We start from the raw sequence: 19,355 nt of genomic DNA, 5'->3' as shown, positions 1-19,355 counted from the left end.
TGCTTACTGGGGGCAAGTAAAACAAGAACTGATTATTAAATTTGAAGAACGATGCCAACTAAAACTGTAATAGCAAAGAACACTACCAACGATTTTTGTTTTTCAACGAACTTTACGGGCAAGTAGTAGTTTGTGTTTACTTAACAGCTATGATTTGCTTTGATGTGGAGTTCAGTTTAGAGCAAAAAAAAGAGTAGATCTCTATCTACCCTTTTCTAACCTAACTAAACCAATAAAACTAATCAAACCTAAACTTATGAAATAAAATCTTCGACAAAGATATGTTGAAAAACACAAAGATGTGTTAAGTAAATATTAAAATTGTGTTAGAGAACATGTTTTTTAAGAAGTATTATTCGTAAGCGGGAATAAAAAAAAGAGTAGATCTTCATCTACCCTTTTCTAACCTAACTAAACCAATAAAACTAATCAAACCTAAACTTATGAAATAAAATCTTCGGCAAAGATATGTTGAAAAACACACTTGTGTGTTAAGCCAATATTAAAATCCATGCTGAAGAACATTTTTCAACTATTGGATTATTCAATAACAAAAAAGAGAGGCTGACTCAAACGAGTCAGCCTCTCTTTTTTACAGGCGTTTAGCGCTTATTTTTTTCGGCCTTTGCTCTTTTCGTCTTGAGCAAGAGAGTCACGCATGGATGTGTCCGCCATGATGTTCTTGTATTTCATGTAATCCATGATACCAAGGTTTCCGGAGCGGAAGGCTTCAGAGATAGCCAAGGGTACCTGGGCTTCGGCTTCGATTACTTTAGCACGCATTTCCTGTGCTTTGGCAATCATTTCCTGTTCTAAAGCAACAGCCATGGCGCGGCGTTCTTCGGCTTTGGCCTGTGCAATGTTTTTATCCGCATCGGCCTGGTCAATTTGTAGTCCGGCGCCGATATTTTTACCGATGTCGATATCTGCGATATCAATTGATAAGATCTCGAAAGCAGTCCCTGCATCTAGTCCTTTGTTTAGCACGACTTTTGAAATAGAATCGGGGTTCTCCAATACGGCTTTGTGAGTATGCGAAGAACCGATGGACGAAACAATACCTTCGCCTACACGAGCCAGGATGGTGTCTTCGCCGGCACCACCAACCAGTTGTTTGATGTTGGCACGAACGGTTACCCTTGCTTTGGCAATGAGCTGAATTCCGTCTTTGGCAACTGCGGCAACGGGAGGTGTGTCAATCACTTTGGGGTTTACCGACATTTGGACGGCTTCAAAAACATCGCGTCCGGCCAGGTCAATGGCTGTAGCCATGTTGAAAGTCAGGTCGATGTTTGCCTTTTCGGCTGAAACCAGGGCATGAACAACCATGTCAACCTTTCCGCCAGCCAGGTAGTGGGCTTCAAGTTTGTCGCGATCCAGCTTGATGCCGGCTTTGGTTCCTTCGATCAGGGCGCGAACAATTACCGAAGGAGGTACTTTCCTGAAACGCATCAGGAAAAGTTGCATAAGTGAGATACGAACACCCGATACTAAGGCGGAAAACCAGAGTCCGATCGGGATAAAATACAGGATAATAATGAGCAGGACAAAAATCCCTACAACTAATCCTAAAGTTCCAAAATATTCCATTATTCTTGATTTATTGGTTCAACGAGTACTTGTGTTCTGTAAACTTCAATGACCTTGATTTTGACATTCTGATCGACAAAGCCGGTTGCTGATTTTGCTTCCATGCTGAGGTTGTTAATTTTCACACGGCCGGTTGGAGCTAATCGCCCAAGGGTAATCCCTTCATCGCCAACCTGGATTAGTTGATCATCTATTTTTTCAACATGTCCGTCAATTTCCGAATTTAGCAGTAAACGCTTTCCGGACCGGCTTTGAAACAAGCGGTAGATGATGATGGGAACGACAATAATGACAAAGGCTAGTGTGATAATTCCGGCCAGCACTCCATAGGAGTCAAAGGCTAAATAAACACTGGCTCCAAGTAGGCCCACTCCGCCAATTCCGGCGATGGTAATTCCGGGAATAACAACAAATTCCAAAAGGAGGAGTAAGATTCCCAGAAAGATGAGAAACAGAATAATTAGTATGGTCATTTATTTTTGCTTAATCAATGGTTGCTCTTAATTCTCGCTCCACCAAGGCTTTCTTCATTGGACTAAGATAGGTAAAACTTCCCTTTTTGACATCACATTTCCCTTTATAATGTGTAATTAAGGTGCATTGTGTCGCTTGTTCCGGGGCGTGTTCGCATACATTCATCAAGGCTTCAATCACATAGTCAAAACTATGATGATCATCATTGTGAAGAATGAGAAAGCGTTCGTTTCTTGTTTTTTCTTTCTCTTCCTGATCCGTTTGTTTTTTGGTGTTCTCGTCCGCTTTCATGGCTTCCTTTTGTTTGCGTTATAAATGTACTACAGATTCACGCTTTTTCATGTCTTTTTCTCAGTTTTATTCGCCTGCAATTTGCCGTGCTTCCTCTAGCGGAATACGTTCACCGTCTTTATAGGCCGCAATAAACGCATCGCTGACTCCTTCGGTGCGCACTTGCGATTGCATTTGAAGAGCATCCTGGTATGATTTTAATTCACCAACAGTATAAACGGTTACGCCATTCTCGTCTGTATATTGATCAATCCGACGGATGATGGATAGTTTCTTGAAAAGACGCTGTACCCAGTCGGGCGGGGTTCGGCTGTAAGCACCAATCTGAATTTTATACACGATTCCGGTGTTGACGACTGCTGGTTCTTCCGGAATCAGATTTTTGACCAGATTATCGGGTAAGACAATCGGTTTTTGGGCTTCCAGCTTTTGGAGTCGCTTTGCCTCTTTGGCCTGCCGGATACTGTCTTCCATGGCTTGTGTTTTCTCGCTAAAGGAATGAATTGTTTCCGGGCTGGCTTTTTGCCAGTAATCTTTTTCGCCGAGCCGCGCTTCGGTGTAATTTTGGTTGATCTCCTGGTTCTTAGTGTACGCTTCTTTTTCAAGAAGAAGGATTGTATTGGCAATTTCCTGTTTCTCGTCAGCAAAAGCCGAATTGTACTTGGCTCGCAGCTGGCTGGTTTTTTCGGTTATTCCTTGCAGCTCCTGCTCGGCTTGCCAGGCGCGAACAAAGGCATTGAGTGAACTCGCATTTTTAAATTGGTCAATCTTCAGGTATTTAATGGTGGAGTTGACTTGAAATTGAATCAGGCTGTCTTCTAGCCCTTCCGGAATTTCTACTTCTTCGGGTTGAATCGCGATGGCTTCTTCGAGAGGTGTTGCCGGCATTTCTTCGGTTTGTTCATTCTCGACTGCAGTAACAGGTGCGGAGAATGGGTTGATCTGTTGCTCGCACAGGTTTCTCAGCTCCTCAAGCCTGGTGTCTCTTTTTTCCTTTTTGCGGGCTTCATCGTCAAACTGCTTGTAGTAGTTTATGGCCTCTAGAAAATTATTGTTTGCATGGAAGCATTGTGCCAAATAATAAAGACTTTTGACGGGCGTATCATTACCCAGTGACTTCTGTAAGGCTGTTTTGGCTTGTTCTGTCGGCTGTTCTGTTTCAACCAGACACATGCCCAAATAATAGTTCAAGGTTTTGTCTTCCGGATAAAGATGAACCAAATCCTCAAAGTACGGAATTGCTTCAGTGTATTGTCCATTCTCAACCATGTCTTTGGCCTGTTGTTCCGGATCATTTTGCGCATGAGCCGTTTTTTCGAATAAACCGGGGTTGAGCACAAACAATAAAAGAAATGCAGTTGTTTTCAAAAATAATGTCATGTTTTCGCGCATAATTGTTAAATCGTTTTCGATATAAAATTACAAAAATAGTTGAAAGCTAATTTTTCTTTAACTGTTTAGTTTTTGTTAGCTTTTCACGCGAAATTAGTCTGATATTTATCATTAATTCAAGTATATTTGTCTAATTAAACAAAAAAAATGTATGGGACTGTTGCAAAAAGGTGATGCGGCTCCTGGTTTTAAGGGGCTTAATCAAAACAACGAAACAATTTCATTATCGGATTTTAAAGGGAAGAAATTAATTTTATACTTCTATCCCAAAGACAATACTCCGGGCTGCACGGCTGAATCCTGTAATTTGAATGACAACTACGACGCCTGGATTGAGAAAGGTTATGAAGTGGTTGGGGTAAGCCCGGATGGGGTGGCATCGCACAAGAAATTTGCCGATAAGTTTGGCTTCAAATTTAACCTAATTGCAGATACTGAAAAGGAAATTTTGCAAGCCTATGGCACCTGGGGTGAAAAAAGTATGTATGGGAAGAAATACATGGGTGTACTTCGGACAACTTATGTGATTGATGAGCAGGGTGTTGTTGAGGAAGTTTTTGAGAAAGTAAAAACAAAAGATCATACAAATCAAATAATCAAATCGTTAGATTTAGGATAACTATGGCAAAAGAAGATTCGAATGTAAATAAAGAGAAGCTGAAGGCCCTTCAGCTTACAATGGATAAAATTGAAAAGAGTTACGGCAAAGGTTCAATCATGAAAATGGGCGAACGCGTCGTTGAAGATGTTCCGGCGATTTCTTCCGGATCAATTGGACTGGATATTGCCTTGGGAGTTGGTGGATTTCCTAAAGGACGTATTGTTGAAATTTATGGTCCTGAATCATCGGGTAAAACAACTTTGGCCATCCACGCCATTGCTGAGGCGCAAAAAGCCGGAGGTATTGCTGCTATCATTGATGCAGAGCATGCTTTTGATCCCTACTATGCCAAAAAATTGGGTGTTGATACGGATGAATTGCTGATTTCGCAGCCAGATAACGGCGAGCAGGCCTTGGAAATTGCCGACAACCTGATTCGTTCAGGAGCAGTAGATATTGTGGTGATTGACTCGGTAGCGGCCTTAACACCAAAAGCTGAAATTGAAGGCGAAATGGGGGATTCAAAGATGGGCTTGCAGGCCCGCTTGATGTCGCAGGCTTTACGTAAGCTTACAGCCAACATTAACCGGACAAAAACGTGCTGCATTTTTATCAATCAGTTGCGCGAGAAAATTGGTGTCATGTTTGGTAACCCGGAAACCACAACAGGGGGTAATGCCCTGAAATTTTATGCTTCGGTGCGTTTGGATATCCGCCGTATTGGACAAATTAAAGATGGCGAAGATGCCATGGGTAACCATACGCGCGTTAAGGTGGTGAAGAACAAAGTAGCTCCACCGTTCCGTAAGGCTGAGTTTGATATCATGTATGGTGAGGGAATTTCTAAAACCGGCGAAATTGTTGACTTAGGAGTAACTTTCAACATTATCAAAAAAAGCGGTTCATGGTTTAGTTATGGAGAAACTAAGTTAGGTCAGGGCCGCGAATCGGTGAAAAATATTTTACGCGATAACCAAGAACTCGCTCACGAACTGGAAACGAAAATTTTTGAAGCAGTGGCTACGGCTGCAGCGGAAATTTAAGAAATAGCATACAATGCAGTCATGTCTGGATGAGGCGCAAACTGCTTCATCCGGATTTTTTTTTGTGCTACTCGGAAACGGTTAAAATCAAGAATAGAATAGCAACTTATCAAGATATTAGGTATGAAAGTGTTGAAATTTGGCGGTACTTCAGTTGGAAGTGCCGAGAACATCCGAAGGGTGAAAGAGATTGTTAAAAGTCAGCAAGACGACGTGATCGTTGTCGTTTCAGCTTTAGGCGGAATAACTGACAAGATATTGAATGCAGCGAAAATGGCTGTCCTGGGGACGGAATATTTCAACACGGAACTTACCGAAATCACCGAGAGACATGAAGAAGTTGTAGAAGCTTTATTCTCCGGAAATCAAAAAGAAGAAGTCAAAGATGAAGTCAGTAATTTACTCGATGAGCTGTCTAGAATTATCCGTGGAGTTTCTATGATTGGCGAACTGACGCCTAAGACCATGGATAAAATTGGAGGTTTTGGCGAACGTTTGTCATCTTACATTATCAGTCAGTTTATTGATGATGCTCAATGGGTCGACGCTTCTCAGATGATTAAAACCGATAGCGCTTTTGGCCGCGCACTAGTTGATTTTAAATTGACGAATAAACGCATACAGCTTGCTTTGAAAGACTTCTCGGGAGTTTGCGTGGCTCCCGGATTTGTTGCAAGCAACAGTGCCGACGAATATACGACCCTTGGGCGTGGAGGTTCAGATTATACGGCCTCCATTTTTGCGGCTGCTCTGGACGCAAAAGTGCTGGAAATATGGACGGATGTGGATGGTTTTATGACCGCCGATCCGCGCGTAATCAGAAAAGCATACACCATTGAAACGCTAAGTTATTCTGAAGCAATGGAGTTGTCGCACTTTGGTGCTAAAGTTATTTATCCACCTACTATTTTGCCGGTTTATCAAAAAGGAATTCCGGTTCAGATTAAAAATACACTGAGACCTGAATCGGAAGGTTCGCTTATCCGCGAAAGCCAACCCAACGGAAAGGACCGACCAATTAAAGGGATTTCTTCTATCTCCAACATCAGTCTGCTGACGGTACAGGGATTGGGAATGGTCGGTGTTGCCGGTATCTCCATGCGTTTGTTTGGAGCGCTGGCGCGTGAAAATATCAATGTGATTTTGATTTCGCAGGCCTCATCTGAAAACTCTATTTCATTTGCTGTCGATACGCTGAAAGCGGAGATGGCAGAAGAAGCGATCAAAATTGAATTTGAGCGTGAGCTTGCCGCAGAGCAAATTAGCAATATTGAAGTTGAAAATGACCTGTCGATTGTGGCCATTGTGGGCGAAAATATGAAACATACCACCGGCATTGCTGGAAAATTGTTCCATACCATTGGTAAAAACGGAATCAACATCATCGCCATTGCACAGGGAGCATCCGAGCTCAATATTTCGTGGGTGGTGAATGATTCCGATTTGCGGAAAACGCTGAATGTGGTACACGAGTCATTCTTCCTGTCGGAAAATGTGGAGGTGAATATTTTTATGCTGGGCATCGGCCTGGTCGGAGGAAACTTACTGAAGCAGATTCAGCAGCAGCAGGAAAAATTGCTCAAGGAAAAGCACCTGAAATTGAAACTAGTGGGGGTGGCGAACTCCAGGAAAATGCTGCTCAATCGCGATGGCATTGCCATTGACGGATATAAGGAGCGATTAGATACCGAAGGGCAGACCTCGGGCTTGGAGGCCTATAAGCAAGCGGTGATTGACATGAATATTTACAACTCTGTTTTTGTCGATTGCACCGCATCAAATGATGCCGCTGACTTGTATGAAGATTTGTTGAATGCCAACGTTTCTATTGTTACGGCCAATAAAGTTGCCGCTTCTTCGGAATATGAAAACTATTTGAAACTGAAGAAGGTCGCCAAGCAAAAAGGTATTAAGTTTTTATTTGAAACCAATGTTGGTGCCGGACTGCCAATTATCAACACGTTAAATGATTTGGTGAATGCCGGTGATAAAATACTGAAAATTGAAGCGGTACTTTCGGGAACGCTGAACTTTATTTTCAATACCATTTCGGCAGAGATTCCGATGAGCCAAACCATCCGGATGGCTAAAGAGGAAGGTTATTCAGAACCTGATCCGCGTATTGATTTGAGTGGAATTGATGTGGTCCGTAAACTGCTGATTCTGGTTCGGGAATCCGGATACCGGATTGAAAAGGATGATGTCACTATAAATAAATTCATTCCGGATGAGTTTTTTGATGGGAGCATGGATGATTTCTGGAACGGCATTGCAGGATTGGATGCCGACTTTGAAGAACGCAGAAAAGTTCTTGAAGCGGAGAATAAATGCTGGCGTTTTGTTGCTAAATATGAAAATGGACAGTCGGAAGTCGGCTTGCAGGAGATTGGACAGGGACATCCGTTTTATGATTTGCAGGGCAGCAACAACCTGGTGATGTTTACCACCGAGCGCTATCAGGAGTTCCCCATGATCATCAAAGGATATGGAGCTGGGGCTGAAGTGACTGCCGCCGGCGTTTTTGCCGATATTATCCGGGTGTCGAATATTTAGTATCAGGATTATGAATTGAGCGTAAAGAGCCTCGATGTAAGGACACTGCACTTGGACCTTGAAACTCCAGACACGAAACTTTTTATGAAATATATAATCGTTTTAGGGGATGGAATGGCTGATGAGCCACTGGAAAATTACGGAGGAAAAACCCCACTTCAAATGGCTAAAACCCCAATGATTGACCAACTGGCCAAACTTGGATGTTGTGGGCAGTTGGTGACGGTTCCGGAGCACATGCACCCGGGAAGTGAAATCGCCAACCTTTCGGTGTTGGGCTACGATGTTCCTTGTGTTTATGAAGGACGTGGAACGCTTGAAGCAGCGAGTATGGGTGTGAAGCTTGAAGAAGGTGATTTGGCCTTGCGTTGTAATTTGCTGACCATCGATAATGAAACGATTAAAAACCATTCGGCAGGACATATCTCCAATGAAGAAGCGCACGAATTGATTGATTTTCTAAACGAAAAGCTGGGAAGTAAGCGAATCATTTTTCACAAGGGCGTGTCGTACCGGCATGTCTTGGTGATTAAAGGTGGTAAAAAGCAAATGGACTGCACGCCGCCGCATGATGTTCCGGGGCAGCCGTTCAAGAAACATTTGATAAAGGCGACTGACGACCAGGCAATGGAAACCGCAGACTTGCTGAATCAGCTCATTGCTCAGTCTATGGAGATTTTACCCAACCATCCAGTAAATCAAAAGCGAAAAGCGATGGGCAAGGAGCTTGCCAACAGTATCTGGCCCTGGTCGCCGGGCTATAAGCCTCAAATGCCAACCTTGAAAGGCTTGTTTGGCATTCAGAAGTCGGCGGTGATTTCAGCGGTTGACCTCATTCAGGGAATTGGAGTGTATGCCGGGATGGAGGTGATTAAAGTTGAAGGAGCCACAGGGTTGCACGATACCAATTATGAAGGTAAAGCCAAGGCAGCGATTGATGCTTTGGCTGATCATGAATTGGTGTACTTGCATATTGAAGCCAGTGATGAAGCCGGACACGAAGGTGATGTGGAGCTGAAAACGAAAACAATTGAATACCTGGATCAACGGGTGGTGAAATATTTGGTGGAAGAAACCGCCAAGATGGACGAATCGGTAGCAATTGCTGTTTTGCCCGATCATCCTACGCCTTGTGCCACAACGGTACACACGAAAGATCCGGTGCCATTTATTATTTACAAGCCAGGTGTTGAGGGAGATGGTGTAGAAGCCTACGATGAGTTTTCCGTAAAAGCGGGAAGCTATGGCCTGCTAAGAGGAAATGAATTTATGAAAGCGCTATTAAGTAAATAGCCGATTGGTTTTCATGTCGGATAGCTTAAAGTCACCTGACGCGTGCAATAACATCAATTATTAAATTAAGAAGATCCAATATTGAATAGGCAATACCTCGTGTGAAAATATTGGAACGCCTAACTCGCAAATCAAAATGAATTATTACAGTACCAATAAATCAGTTTCTGAAGTCTCACTGAAAGAGGCCGTAGTCAAAGGATTGGCCGATGACAAAGGCCTGTTTATGCCCGAGCGCATTGAGTCGTTTCCGAACTCCTTCTTTGAAAATATTCATCAATTATCGTTTCAGGAAATTTCCTTTGAAGTGGCTAAGAAATTCTTTGGTGAAGATATTCCTGAAGCAGACTTGAAAGCTCTGGTTTATGATACCTTGAATTTTGATTGCCCAGTGGTTCATGTCAATGACAACATCTATTCGCTGGAACTTTGGCATGGGCCAACACTTGCTTTTAAAGATGTGGGCGGACGATTTATGGCACGCTTGCTGGCTTATTTCTTAAAAGGCAAACAAGAGAAGGTAAATGTGTTGGTTGCTACTTCGGGCGATACCGGAAGTGCTGTTGCCAACGGTTTTTTAGGAGTACCGGGAATTCACGTTTATGTATTGTATCCCAAAGGCCTGGTGAGCGACATTCAGGAGAAGCAGTTTACGACTTTGGGGCAGAATATTACGGCCCTTGAAGTAGCTGGTAATTTCGACGATTGCCAACGTTTAGTTAAAACGGCTTTTCTGGATGATCAATTGAAAAACAGCCTGACTTTAACTTCCGCGAATTCGATCAACGTGGCTCGTTTCCTTCCGCAGGCGTTTTATTACTTCAATGCCTATGCCCGCATGCGGCAACGAGGAATGACTGAGGATATGGTGGTTTCGGTGCCTAGCGGTAACTTTGGAAACCTGACTGCCGGCTTGTTTGCCAAAAAAATGGGCTTGCCAATCAAACGATTTGTGGCTGCAAACAATGAAAACGATATTGTATATTCTTATTTGAAAAGTGGGAAATACGAGCCACGCGAGTCCATTGCCACCATTGCTAATGCCATGGATGTTGGTGATCCAAGTAATTTCGCCCGGATTCTGGATTTGTATAAGCATTCCCATTCCGACATTAAAGCTGAGATGCATGGCTATCGTTATTCAAATGATCAAATTCGGGAGGTGCTGAGCGAGGTTTATCACAAATATGGTTACCTGACCGATCCGCATGGAGCAACTGGCTACAAAGCTTTGGAGGAAGATTTATTGGATGGCGAACTTGGCGTATTTCTAGAGACTGCTCACCCTGCTAAGTTTACCGAAACGGTTGAACAAATTATTGGCAAAGGAAAAGTTCGCCTGCCCGAAAAGTTGCAGGAATTTATGACGCGGGAAAAACTGTCAGTGCCTATCAGCAAGGACTTTGAAGATTTTCGTGCCTATCTTTTGAATCAATAGGGTTTTATCGAAAGCTCCTTTATTGAAGTGAACAGCTCGTTCGCTTTTGGTCAAAAAACCACAGCCCTCTGCTTTTCAGGTGACCCCGGAAAGCAGAGGGCTGTGGGGTTTCAATCAAAGGTAGCGGGCTGTTTGGTTTTGGTACGTTTGATATTCGCTGCTGAAACTGGATGCCATGAATTTTTCTTCACTTAGAATAATAAAGTGGTGGATGATTAGTGAGAAGAGGCCTAATGCGGCTACCAATAGACTGGGAATAAGCAAAAAACAGGCGGTGAAAAAGAAAAAAAAGCTGGTGTACATGGGGTTCCGGCTGATTCGGTAAATGCCATTGGTTTGCAGCGCATGGTCTTTTGTAGGTAGTCCAACGCGTGTGAAAATGCTCATGGTATAATAGGCCGGAATGAGCAATAAATTACCCGCCAGCAGAAAAATCAAGCTAAGAAGTTGCTGCACTTCTGGAACCTCATGCTGAATGAGCCAGGGGAAATAATCGAAAAAAGTAGCCGATAAACTGGCTGGAAAAAGAATAAACAACAGAACGCCAGCGGTCAGTTTTGCCGGGTAAAAAAGCCAGGCGGTGATGCTGGGTACGCCCATTGCTCCCTGTCCGTTACGAAGAAGCTGGTAGGCCAGTAAGGCTGTTGACAGCAAGGGAAAACCACTTAAAAAGATCAGACCAAGTTGAATTAGCATGATTAAATTTCTCCTTTGTATTGATACCCAATTTCGGTAATAATCTTTTCAATCTCTTTTAAGTCGATTTTGTTGCCTTTAATTTTTACTTCGGAGGTGTTTTTGTCGGCAAAAACCTCATCTACGCCATCCAGTTTCGATAGGTTTTTGCTTACACTAGCTTCGCAGTGCGAGCAAGTCATTCCTTCTACTTTTAATGTTTTCAGATCCATTTGTGTCGATTTCTTTGATTTCTCAAAACGTTCGTAAAAATAACCAAAAATCAGTGATCCAATCAACAAGACCGTAGAGGAAATTTGTAACCACTTGGGAAGCATTTCATGTTCGCCATTGCCGTGAATATGCACCATTTGACTCATGATCAGGTCGGTGGGGATAAGCCAGTTGGTAAGCAGACCAAACAAAACAGCACCACCAATGATCGTTCCCAGGTAAACAAACAAAGACTTACGTCCCATGGTGTTGCCAATGACAGTCATGGTGGCAACATTGGTTGCGGGGCCTGCCATCAGAAAAACCAGTGCCGCTCCTGGCGAAACACCTTTCATCAGCAGTACTGCTGCAATCGGGATAGAGCCTGTGGCACACACATAAAGCGGAATGGATGCGGCCAGAATAATTAGAATTTCCAGGATGCCCCATCCTTGAAAGCGCATGAAGAAGTCATCAGGAAGAACAACGGAAATCAATGCGGCAAGCAGAAAGCCGATGATGAGCCATTTGGCAATGTCCTGAAGCAATTCGATAAAGGCATAGTGCGTGGCTCGCACAAGTGTGTTTCCTTTTGGGACCGGTTTGTCATGGCATCCGCACGAATCATCCTGACAGCTGGCTGCACTGGCCGAACCACCTTTTTTACCCAGTGCTTCCGTGTCTATTTTAAAGCCGGCAAACGGATTTTTAGGAGCGGCGGGTTTTTCCTTCACCAACCAGTTGGTTAAAATTCCTCCCATAATACCGGTTACGAAAGCTACAATTGGGCGTAGAATGGCAAATGGCCATCCCAACATCGAGTAGGTGGCAAAGATGGAATCAACGCCTGTTTGAGGGGTCGAAATTAAGAATGAATTGGTGGCGCCTTTCGAGGCTCCATTTCTGAAGAACGAGATTCCGGTTGGAATCACCCCACACGAGCACAGTGGCATCGGAATGCCCAGAAATGATGCATTTAACGCTGATTTGGTATTGGGTTTGCCCATGTACCGGACGACTTTATCTTCCGGGAAAAATACTTTCAGTAAGCCGGCAAATACCAGCCCCAGGATCAACCAGGGAGCCATTTCGTTCAATAAATAAATTACTTCTGACAGATAGTTAATTATAAAATCTTTCATCACTTTTTTCCTCTCTTTATAAAGAAAAACAAAATTAGAATTGTTTCTGTTCTTAAAGAACTAAATCACTAAAAACTTTAAGGTATCTAGCTATATCGTTATGTTGGAATATCCATTTAATGTTTGGTAAATTATGGTACGAATCTTTAAACCTTCCGGATTCGATTTCAAGGAAATTGATCCGTTTGAGAAGTTTAGGCTGGAGACGGCTGTTCCTCGCCTGTCTAGCCAGGTTGGCGCAAATCATCTGATGTTTGACTTACGACGGTTAAACCCGGGGCATTATTCTTTTCCGTATCACTTTCACCGAAATACGGAAGAAATGTTCGTGATACTGTCGGGTGCGGCAAGCTTGCGAGGCCCCGATGGAATTCAGGGTGTCCGCGCTGGTGAGGTCGTGTTTTTTGGGATGGGCGAAGAAGGGGCTCATCAGTTGTATAATCACGCGGAAGAACCCTGTCTATACCTGGATATTCGGACTTTGCGTGAAATCGATATCACCGAGTATCCTGATTCGGGGAAAATGAATCTCTTTCCGGAAGGGGAGATTTTTGTAAAACCAACGACTGTTGGTTATTTTCAGGGGGAAGAAGAGGTTGAAAAGAAATGGGAGCAGAGCTGATCTTATGTCGACAAGACCTGCTTCCCAATCGGTTCATTAAACTTTTTCAACGTATAATTGCGCTGATTCTGTTCGGATGACGACGATCTCGTCACCCCGGTCAATCATGCCCAAGCCAGAAACAGCATCGTAAATTTTACCATCAATCTTAACTTTTCCCGAAGGACGCAATACGGTGTAAGCTGTTCCTGTCTTTCCAACCAAATTGATGAAACTCGTGTCGACCCCAACAAAACCCTGTTCTTTTTCCTGGGTTGAATGCAGTGACAGGTTCTTAAAGGCTCCTGAGTTGGCGGTAAACAACTTTTTACTAATAAGCAGGCTGAGCAGAAACCCACCAAACAAAGCCACAATAACGGTGGTAAGTGCCGTTAGTATTTTATCGGGATGCACGCCTTCAAAATCGAAGTTGATGTTGTCAATCAAGCTCAGGACCAATCCGGTGAAGCTGAGTGTAATCCCCAGCAGGCCGGCAATTCCAAAGCCCGGAATGACAAATATTTCCAGCGCAATAAGAATAAGTCCGACAATGAAAATCATAATTTCCCAGTTGGCGGCAAGTCCTTCGAGGTAGAGTGGTGCAAAATAGGCAAAAGCTGCGGCAAGTGCGATGATCAGAGGGAAGCCAATGCCCGGGGTTTGCATTTCAAAATAAATGCCACCCAAAATGGCCATAATGAGTAAGCCCGAAACCATGGGATTGACCAGGAAGCCGATGATTTTCTCCATAAAGGTGGGTTGATATTCAACCAGTTCATAATCTGTTACACCTATCATTTCCAATACTTGCGGAACATTGTCGGCAATTCCTTGACAGTAGCCATGTTTCATGGCTTCGTTGGGGGTAAAGGTGAGCACCTTGCCGGTATCGATGATGCCTGGAATGTAAACGCGGTCATCAACCATGGCTTCAGCAATTTGTGGGTCGCGGAACCAGCGAAAGGTGGTGTCCTGTCCGCTAATAATGGTGTCGCCGCCATGAGCTTCAGCCGTAGCCCGCATGGTCGAGCGCATGTACGACTGGTATTTGTCAGGCATTTGTTGCCCTGTTTGGTTGACCACGGTGGCTGCGCCGATAGATGCTCCGCGACGCATGAAAATACTGTCGCAGGCAATGGAAATCAAGGCACCGGCACTGGCGGCATTGTTATCAATAAAGACGTAAACCGGAATGGGGCTGTTGAGTATTTTGGTTCGTATGGAGTCTGCATCCACCACCGTGCCGCCATACGTGTTCATGTGGATCAGAAATAAATCGGCCTCTAAGCTGTCCGCTTCCTGAAATGCCTGCTTGGTTTGGCGCCAGGTTGCCGGCATAATGTTTTGCATGATGTTGAGCTTGTAAACCAACTTTTTTGAATTTATCTGGGTCGAATCTGCTTCCTGTCCCCAGCTCCAGGTCGAAAGTGCGAAAAGCAAAATGAGCGTATAGAATAGGCCTGATCTCATGATTTTAGTTTTTTAGAGCGTGTTTTCAAAGTTAAGTAATTTTCGTTTGTTATGATTGGTTTTGTTTGGTGTTACCCGTGAGCTTGAGCCTCTTTTTATTTTTCTTTGGATGTCTTCAAGTCACCCAGGAAATAAGTTTGGTCGCTTACTTTTGCGGAACCTTGAAGAGCTTGCTGGTGTCGTATCCCCGAGCAGCTGCCTTGTCGACCAGCTGCTGGTAGGTTTTTTCATCGAGCTGCGGGCTGCGGCTTAAGATCCACAAATAGTCAGGCGTAGAGCTTCCAATCAAGGCGTATTGGTAGCTCTCATCCAATTCGAGCACATTGTATTCGGCATAAAAAAACAGGAAAAAAGCTACTTTTAGTTTTCCGGGCTGCTCGGGATTCGGAATTTTAGCTTTGCCGACAGCCTCTTTGTAGGGGCCATCCAGCGTGTTTTGATAACCGGCATTGACGACCTTAAGCTTCCCGTCGTCGCGCAGCGAGTAGGTGGCGGTAACGCCCACCAGGTCTTTTTCAAACGAATGCTGAAAGCGTGCAATTTCGTACCAGGTTCCCAGGTAGCGTTCCAAATCGAGCTGCTGAACCGTTGATTTGTCAATCATGGATTGCTTGGACTGACAGGAGAAAAGTAAAACGACTAAAAGCATAAGGCTGGGTATTTTGGCGTACATGATGTTTATTTTAGGGTTGCTTGAACTGGTATTAAATGTAAGAATTTTTTTTGTTTATTGTTCATCGGGCGATCTCAGCAAAGCCGATGAATTAATTTTGTCAGTTTAATTGGCCGGTATTTGTCCACTCACTTGCCCGACAGCGTTTCCGACTTCGGGTGTATTCGTCAATTATGGGGCCTAAGTCGTCGAAACCGACCGGATTTGACGCGTATGTAAGCTATAAGAGCTTAAAGAACATAAAAATACGCTTACCAAGGGGCGACACGATTTCCCGATTTAAGAACCATTGTCTATTTTTTGTATGCCGGCAAAGGAGTTGAGTATCATAGAATACCTACCGGCATTTTTTTATAAATTTAAACAAGGATGTAATAATTCAGGATTTAAGCCACCAACTAAAAAAAAGCAATATTGAGTAACGATTTTTATAAAACGTCTATTTGGCCTTTTTCGGGAATAATTATCAAGTTGTGCAGAGCGTATACCAACTCACAAGAAGATTTTGAAGATTATTTTCAGGAAGTCTGTTTGCAAATTTGGAGGAGTAAAGAAAACTTTCGAGAGGAATCGGAATGGAGTACCTGGGTTTATCGTATTTCATTAAACGTGTGTTTAACTTTACTGAAGAAGAAGAAAAATAATGGTCAGCAGTTTGTGTCCGATTCCCTGACTGCTGAAGAAACAGAAGATAGTCATGCTTTTAGCGACGAATCGCTGAACCTGCTTTATGATGCTATTCGAAGATTATCAGAAATTGACCGAGCCATTATTACGCTTTATCTGGAAGAAAAATCCTATCAGGAAATCGCTGATATTATAGGAACCAACCCCAATAATATTGGTGTTCGTGTCAAAAGAATTAAAACCCGATTGAAAAAGATATTAGATGGAAAAATCAATTGAAAATATCTGGAAAGAAGGCTTTCTTAAAAGCGATGCCCTCGTGGCCCCCACAATAGACAAGCTATACAAGCAAAAATCGAATCACATCATTGATAAATTTAAAAGGATGTTTAAGGTAAATTTGATTGCAATTGTAGCCTTTTCGTTTGTCTTTTTAGTGGTCTCGTTTTTGGCAGGAATACCCTTAATGGGGGCGATCTTTTTTGTAAGTCTTGCGGTTCTTGTTGTCGTTAATAAGCGCTTATTCGATGATTTAAAGAAAATAGATAAGGGGGGCAGTAGCTATGAATACCTCAAAGCCTTTAACCAATGGATTGAAAAGCAGGTAGCTATTAATAAGAACATGTCAACATTTTTGTACCCGGTTTTTTTTCTGTCATTTATTATCGGTTTTTGGTTTAAAAACACAGACGGTATTCCTTTAGGCGAAAAACTGCTGAAAGAAGTTCTGGTACGTTTTCCTGATGTCCATTTGTTCTATGGAATCCCACTAGTCGGACTGGTTGCTGTTCTTATACTGGTGGGTTTATTGGCTTTTTTTGGGGGCAGGATTTACCTGTGGGATTTGAACCTTATTTATGGCAGGGTATTCAAAAAATTGGAAGAACTCATGGCCGATATCGAAGAATTAAAAAACAGCACGTCCTAAAGCATGGTGTTTAAAAGCGTTTCAACTTTTTTTTTCGAAAAAAGAAGCTTGCATGTAATAAAATTGGCTCTCAGCCACTAACCAGGAAAATATGAACGATTATGACAATACAAGAAGCTTCTAATTTTTTAGAGCGTTTGAAAAACGAAACAACGAAAAAGGATGAAATCAAGCTGTGTGAAAAATTCCTGTACATGCTAAGCCAATTAGAATCCAGAGCATTCTCAAAAGATGAAATTCAATCCATCGAGACGGAGCTCGGGAATTTAAATTTGAAATCAGCTACTGAGAACAGAAAAAAGGACCTAAACAAAGCACTTCGTAAATTTGAAAAATACTTGAGGGATACCTTTTCCCTAACCCCCAAGGGGTATTATACCAATCTGGGTATCGGTCTGGGAACGTCGTTCGGGATTCTTGCTGGAATTGTGTTCTTATCAAGTTTTGAACGGTCTCTGGGCATATCGTTGGGGCTGGTTTTTGGAATGCTAATCGGCTTAATCATCGGGCGTAATATGGATTCGAAGGCTGAGGCCAAAGATCCGGTGCTCTAAATGACACCTTCCCTTACTATTCAAAACCTGCAAGCTTTGCTGGGCTTGTGTTAAAATCGTAATTTGAAGCAACCAATTTTGAATCAAGCCGTGGAATTTGAAGCCGGTCATATTTATCATGTCTTTAATCGTGGAAACAACTCGCAACGCCTGTTTTTTACACGCGGCAACTACCTGTTTTTCATTGAAAAGATCAGGACTTATGTGTTGCCACATGCTGACGTTTTAGCCTGGTGTTTGATGCCAACCCATTTTCATTTGATGGTGCATGTGAATGATTTGCATATGGAGCATATTGATCAGGTGACTCCAAGTCACCTGATCAATAGAATGACACTTACAATTCGGTTTCACTAAGGACTTCCTGGTTGTCTTTATCTTTGGGCTTGCCCGTTGGTGTGTCGTAAATAATGTAGTCGTTGTATTTGGCTTCGTTGGTATCTTCCCAAATTTGTTTGCCGGTATTGCAGTATTTTGCCAGCAGAGCATAAATTTCGTTGGCTCTTTCCACGCGGTTTTCGGTAGCAATGTCGCGGTCGGCAATGGCGTCTTCCTGGCTGCTTAGTGCCTGTTCGTAGGTGTCCACTCGGGAATTCAGTTCAGCCAAAATTTCCGGTGTCAGTCCTTCGCTTTCCAGCTGGGGCAACATGGTGCCGGCCACCCGATGTACCCGCCGGGCCACATAGCTCAGCTTGCCGCCGTCCAGATCGCTGACGCCCGAAACGCCAAACTTCCGGTAGTTACCCGATTGCGCGCCAAACTTGTTTTCCACACGCTGCATAATTTCCGCAATGGCATCGCGCAGCTGGATGGCCGCCTCGTCTTTTTCCTGGGTGGCACTTACCTGCACGCCTACCAGCTCATCGTCGGTCGGAATGTTGGCAAAGTCAGTCAGCATCGCTTTCAGGGCGTTCAGCTTCTCTTCGGTCACCCCGTACTTGATAAACTCGAGCAAATCGCGCATCATGAAACCGATTTTGGTCATGGCAAAGGTGTAAAGAGCAGAGAGTGCAATGTTGAAGTTTACGGTAACAGTCTTTTTTCTCATTTTTCTAAATTTTAGGTTTATAATTCGCTGGTCCGTGCGAACCGCTTTTTTCTGATCAAGTTTATCGGTGGGGTGTCAGTCAGTTGTGGCAGATTCCGATCCGCGAATGGGTTCCTGTATCATTTGTTGTGTTCCTTGAATGCTATCCCGGAAGCGTTGAACGTACCTGTGAATCCGATTGAAGGCCGTAGTTTTTAGTTGAAATACTGGGCCGACAGGTTCAAACACGTAACGGAGTCGTTGAAACACGCTGCCGGGCAGTTCAAGCACTTAGCGGATTTGTTGAAACATGCTGCCGCGCTGTTGAAATTCGTAATCGACAGCTTGAAACACAAACTCGAGCACTTGAAACATTCGGCGGAGTGCTTGAAACACATTTCCGGGCCGTTGAAACGCTCTATTTTTGCTCGGCTGAGCATTTCGGGTTATTTTTTGGATGTCCGGACTGCTTTTGGGAGTCTTCCAAGGACTTTTTCCAGTGGACAAACGGTTCGGACAGGCGTACCAAGCGCTTTTTAGCGTATTTCAATGAAAAGGCAAATCCGTTAAAGGAGTCTGTTTTATTATCAAAGAACTTTTTCAGCCGATTCAATTGCGTCCGGAGCTCTTTTTAGCCCTCCGATGGATTTTCAAACATCGGGTTATTGCATTTTTACAGATCGTTGCTGCTTTCGAGGTGCCCCGGAGGGGGAGCTTTTGGACGAGCCCAATCGGTTGACTAAAATTAAACATTATTGATAAAAAAGGGA

General features: G+C 43.5%; 19 protein-coding genes. 10 read left to right on the top strand and 9 right to left on the bottom strand.

What is annotated here, in order from left to right:
* Window positions 1-609: 609 nt before the first annotated feature.
* The 4 genes from floA to ACUNWA_RS17860 all read right to left on the bottom strand — a co-directional run bounded on the left by floA (window position 610) and on the right by ACUNWA_RS17860 (window position 3,735).
* Window positions 610-1,590, bottom strand: coding sequence for a flotillin-like protein FloA (floA, locus tag ACUNWA_RS17875; RefSeq protein ID WP_445593292.1), 981 nt, complete (start codon window positions 1,588-1,590; stop codon window positions 610-612).
* Complete coding sequence (locus ACUNWA_RS17870) at window positions 1,590-2,063, bottom strand: NfeD family protein (protein WP_445593291.1); 474 nt, start codon at window positions 2,061-2,063, stop codon at window positions 1,590-1,592. Before ACUNWA_RS17870 ends, floA begins: the two co-directional genes overlap by 1 nt.
* A gap of 10 nt (window positions 2,064-2,073) precedes the next feature.
* Window positions 2,074-2,355: an ATP-dependent Clp protease adaptor ClpS gene (locus tag ACUNWA_RS17865; protein ID WP_445593290.1), complete on the bottom strand. Its 282-nt coding sequence runs from the start codon at window positions 2,353-2,355 to the stop codon at window positions 2,074-2,076.
* A 66-nt stretch (window positions 2,356-2,421) separates the two neighbouring features.
* Complete coding sequence (locus ACUNWA_RS17860) at window positions 2,422-3,735, bottom strand: tetratricopeptide repeat protein (RefSeq protein ID WP_445593289.1); 1,314 nt, start codon at window positions 3,733-3,735, stop codon at window positions 2,422-2,424.
* Between the two features lie 163 nt (window positions 3,736-3,898).
* Here ACUNWA_RS17860 and bcp point away from each other — a divergent pair, with 163 nt between their 5' ends.
* From bcp to thrC, 5 genes are all read left to right on the top strand, one after another.
* A complete protein-coding gene (gene bcp, locus ACUNWA_RS17855; RefSeq protein ID WP_445593288.1) occupies window positions 3,899-4,366 on the top strand; it encodes a thioredoxin-dependent thiol peroxidase in 468 nt (155 codons plus the stop codon).
* Window positions 4,367-4,368: 2 nt separating this feature from the next.
* The gene (gene recA / locus ACUNWA_RS17850) at window positions 4,369-5,391 is read left to right on the top strand and encodes a recombinase RecA (protein WP_445593287.1); all 1,023 of its coding nucleotides are present in this window, start codon (window positions 4,369-4,371) and stop codon (window positions 5,389-5,391) included.
* 123 nt (window positions 5,392-5,514) lie between these two features.
* Window positions 5,515-7,944 (top strand): bifunctional aspartate kinase/homoserine dehydrogenase I, encoded by a 2,430-nt coding sequence (gene thrA, locus ACUNWA_RS17845; RefSeq protein WP_445593286.1) that lies wholly within the window; start codon window positions 5,515-5,517, stop codon window positions 7,942-7,944.
* Window positions 7,945-8,028: 84 nt separating this feature from the next.
* Window positions 8,029-9,237, top strand: a complete 1,209-nt coding sequence (locus tag ACUNWA_RS17840) for a cofactor-independent phosphoglycerate mutase (RefSeq protein ID WP_445593285.1) — start codon at window positions 8,029-8,031, stop codon at window positions 9,235-9,237.
* Window positions 9,238-9,373: 136 nt separating this feature from the next.
* Entirely contained in the window at window positions 9,374-10,675 is a 1,302-nt protein-coding gene (gene thrC, locus ACUNWA_RS17835; protein ID WP_445593284.1) for a threonine synthase, read from the top strand.
* 114 nt (window positions 10,676-10,789) lie between these two features.
* On the opposite strand, the gene ACUNWA_RS17830 is transcribed toward thrC, so the two are convergent.
* Window positions 10,790-11,371 (bottom strand): methyltransferase family protein, encoded by a 582-nt coding sequence (locus ACUNWA_RS17830; protein ID WP_445593283.1) that lies wholly within the window; start codon window positions 11,369-11,371, stop codon window positions 10,790-10,792.
* Between the two features lie 2 nt (window positions 11,372-11,373).
* Complete coding sequence (locus tag ACUNWA_RS17825) at window positions 11,374-12,705, bottom strand: SO_0444 family Cu/Zn efflux transporter (protein WP_445593282.1); 1,332 nt, start codon at window positions 12,703-12,705, stop codon at window positions 11,374-11,376.
* 133 nt (window positions 12,706-12,838) lie between these two features.
* On the opposite strand from ACUNWA_RS17825, the gene ACUNWA_RS17820 reads away from it, so the two are divergent.
* Window positions 12,839-13,327, top strand: coding sequence for a cupin domain-containing protein (locus ACUNWA_RS17820; protein ID WP_445593281.1), 489 nt, complete (start codon window positions 12,839-12,841; stop codon window positions 13,325-13,327).
* 36 nt (window positions 13,328-13,363) lie between these two features.
* Here the strand turns inward: ACUNWA_RS17820 and ACUNWA_RS17815 are convergent, their stop codons facing one another.
* Window positions 13,364-14,776, bottom strand: a complete 1,413-nt coding sequence (locus ACUNWA_RS17815; protein WP_445593280.1) for an NfeD family protein — start codon at window positions 14,774-14,776, stop codon at window positions 13,364-13,366.
* A 145-nt stretch (window positions 14,777-14,921) separates the two neighbouring features.
* Complete coding sequence (locus tag ACUNWA_RS17810; RefSeq protein WP_445593279.1) at window positions 14,922-15,449, bottom strand: lipocalin family protein; 528 nt, start codon at window positions 15,447-15,449, stop codon at window positions 14,922-14,924.
* 414 nt (window positions 15,450-15,863) lie between these two features.
* Here ACUNWA_RS17810 and ACUNWA_RS17805 point away from each other — a divergent pair, with 414 nt between their 5' ends.
* The 4 genes from ACUNWA_RS17805 (at window position 15,864) to ACUNWA_RS17790 (ending at window position 17,915) form a co-directional block, all read left to right on the top strand.
* Window positions 15,864-16,355: an RNA polymerase sigma factor gene (locus ACUNWA_RS17805; RefSeq protein ID WP_445593278.1), complete on the top strand. Its 492-nt coding sequence runs from the start codon at window positions 15,864-15,866 to the stop codon at window positions 16,353-16,355.
* A complete protein-coding gene (locus ACUNWA_RS17800; RefSeq protein WP_445593277.1) occupies window positions 16,339-17,004 on the top strand; it encodes a hypothetical protein in 666 nt (221 codons plus the stop codon). The genes ACUNWA_RS17805 and ACUNWA_RS17800 overlap by 17 nt, the downstream gene beginning before the upstream one ends.
* A gap of 101 nt (window positions 17,005-17,105) precedes the next feature.
* Entirely contained in the window at window positions 17,106-17,558 is a 453-nt protein-coding gene (locus ACUNWA_RS17795) for a hypothetical protein (RefSeq protein ID WP_445593276.1), read from the top strand.
* A 63-nt stretch (window positions 17,559-17,621) separates the two neighbouring features.
* Window positions 17,622-17,915 (top strand): hypothetical protein, encoded by a 294-nt coding sequence (locus ACUNWA_RS17790; RefSeq protein ID WP_445593275.1) that lies wholly within the window; start codon window positions 17,622-17,624, stop codon window positions 17,913-17,915.
* On the opposite strand, the gene ACUNWA_RS17785 is transcribed toward ACUNWA_RS17790, so the two are convergent.
* The gene (locus ACUNWA_RS17785) at window positions 17,896-18,606 is read right to left on the bottom strand and encodes a hypothetical protein (RefSeq protein WP_445593274.1); all 711 of its coding nucleotides are present in this window, start codon (window positions 18,604-18,606) and stop codon (window positions 17,896-17,898) included. The genes ACUNWA_RS17790 and ACUNWA_RS17785 overlap by 20 nt on opposite strands.
* Between the last annotated feature and the right edge of the window lie 749 nt (window positions 18,607-19,355).

The organism is Sunxiuqinia sp. sy24 (genome assembly GCF_052677165.1).
Note: the sequence above shows the minus strand (reverse complement) of the source record. Positions and strands in the feature narration are given on the sequence as shown.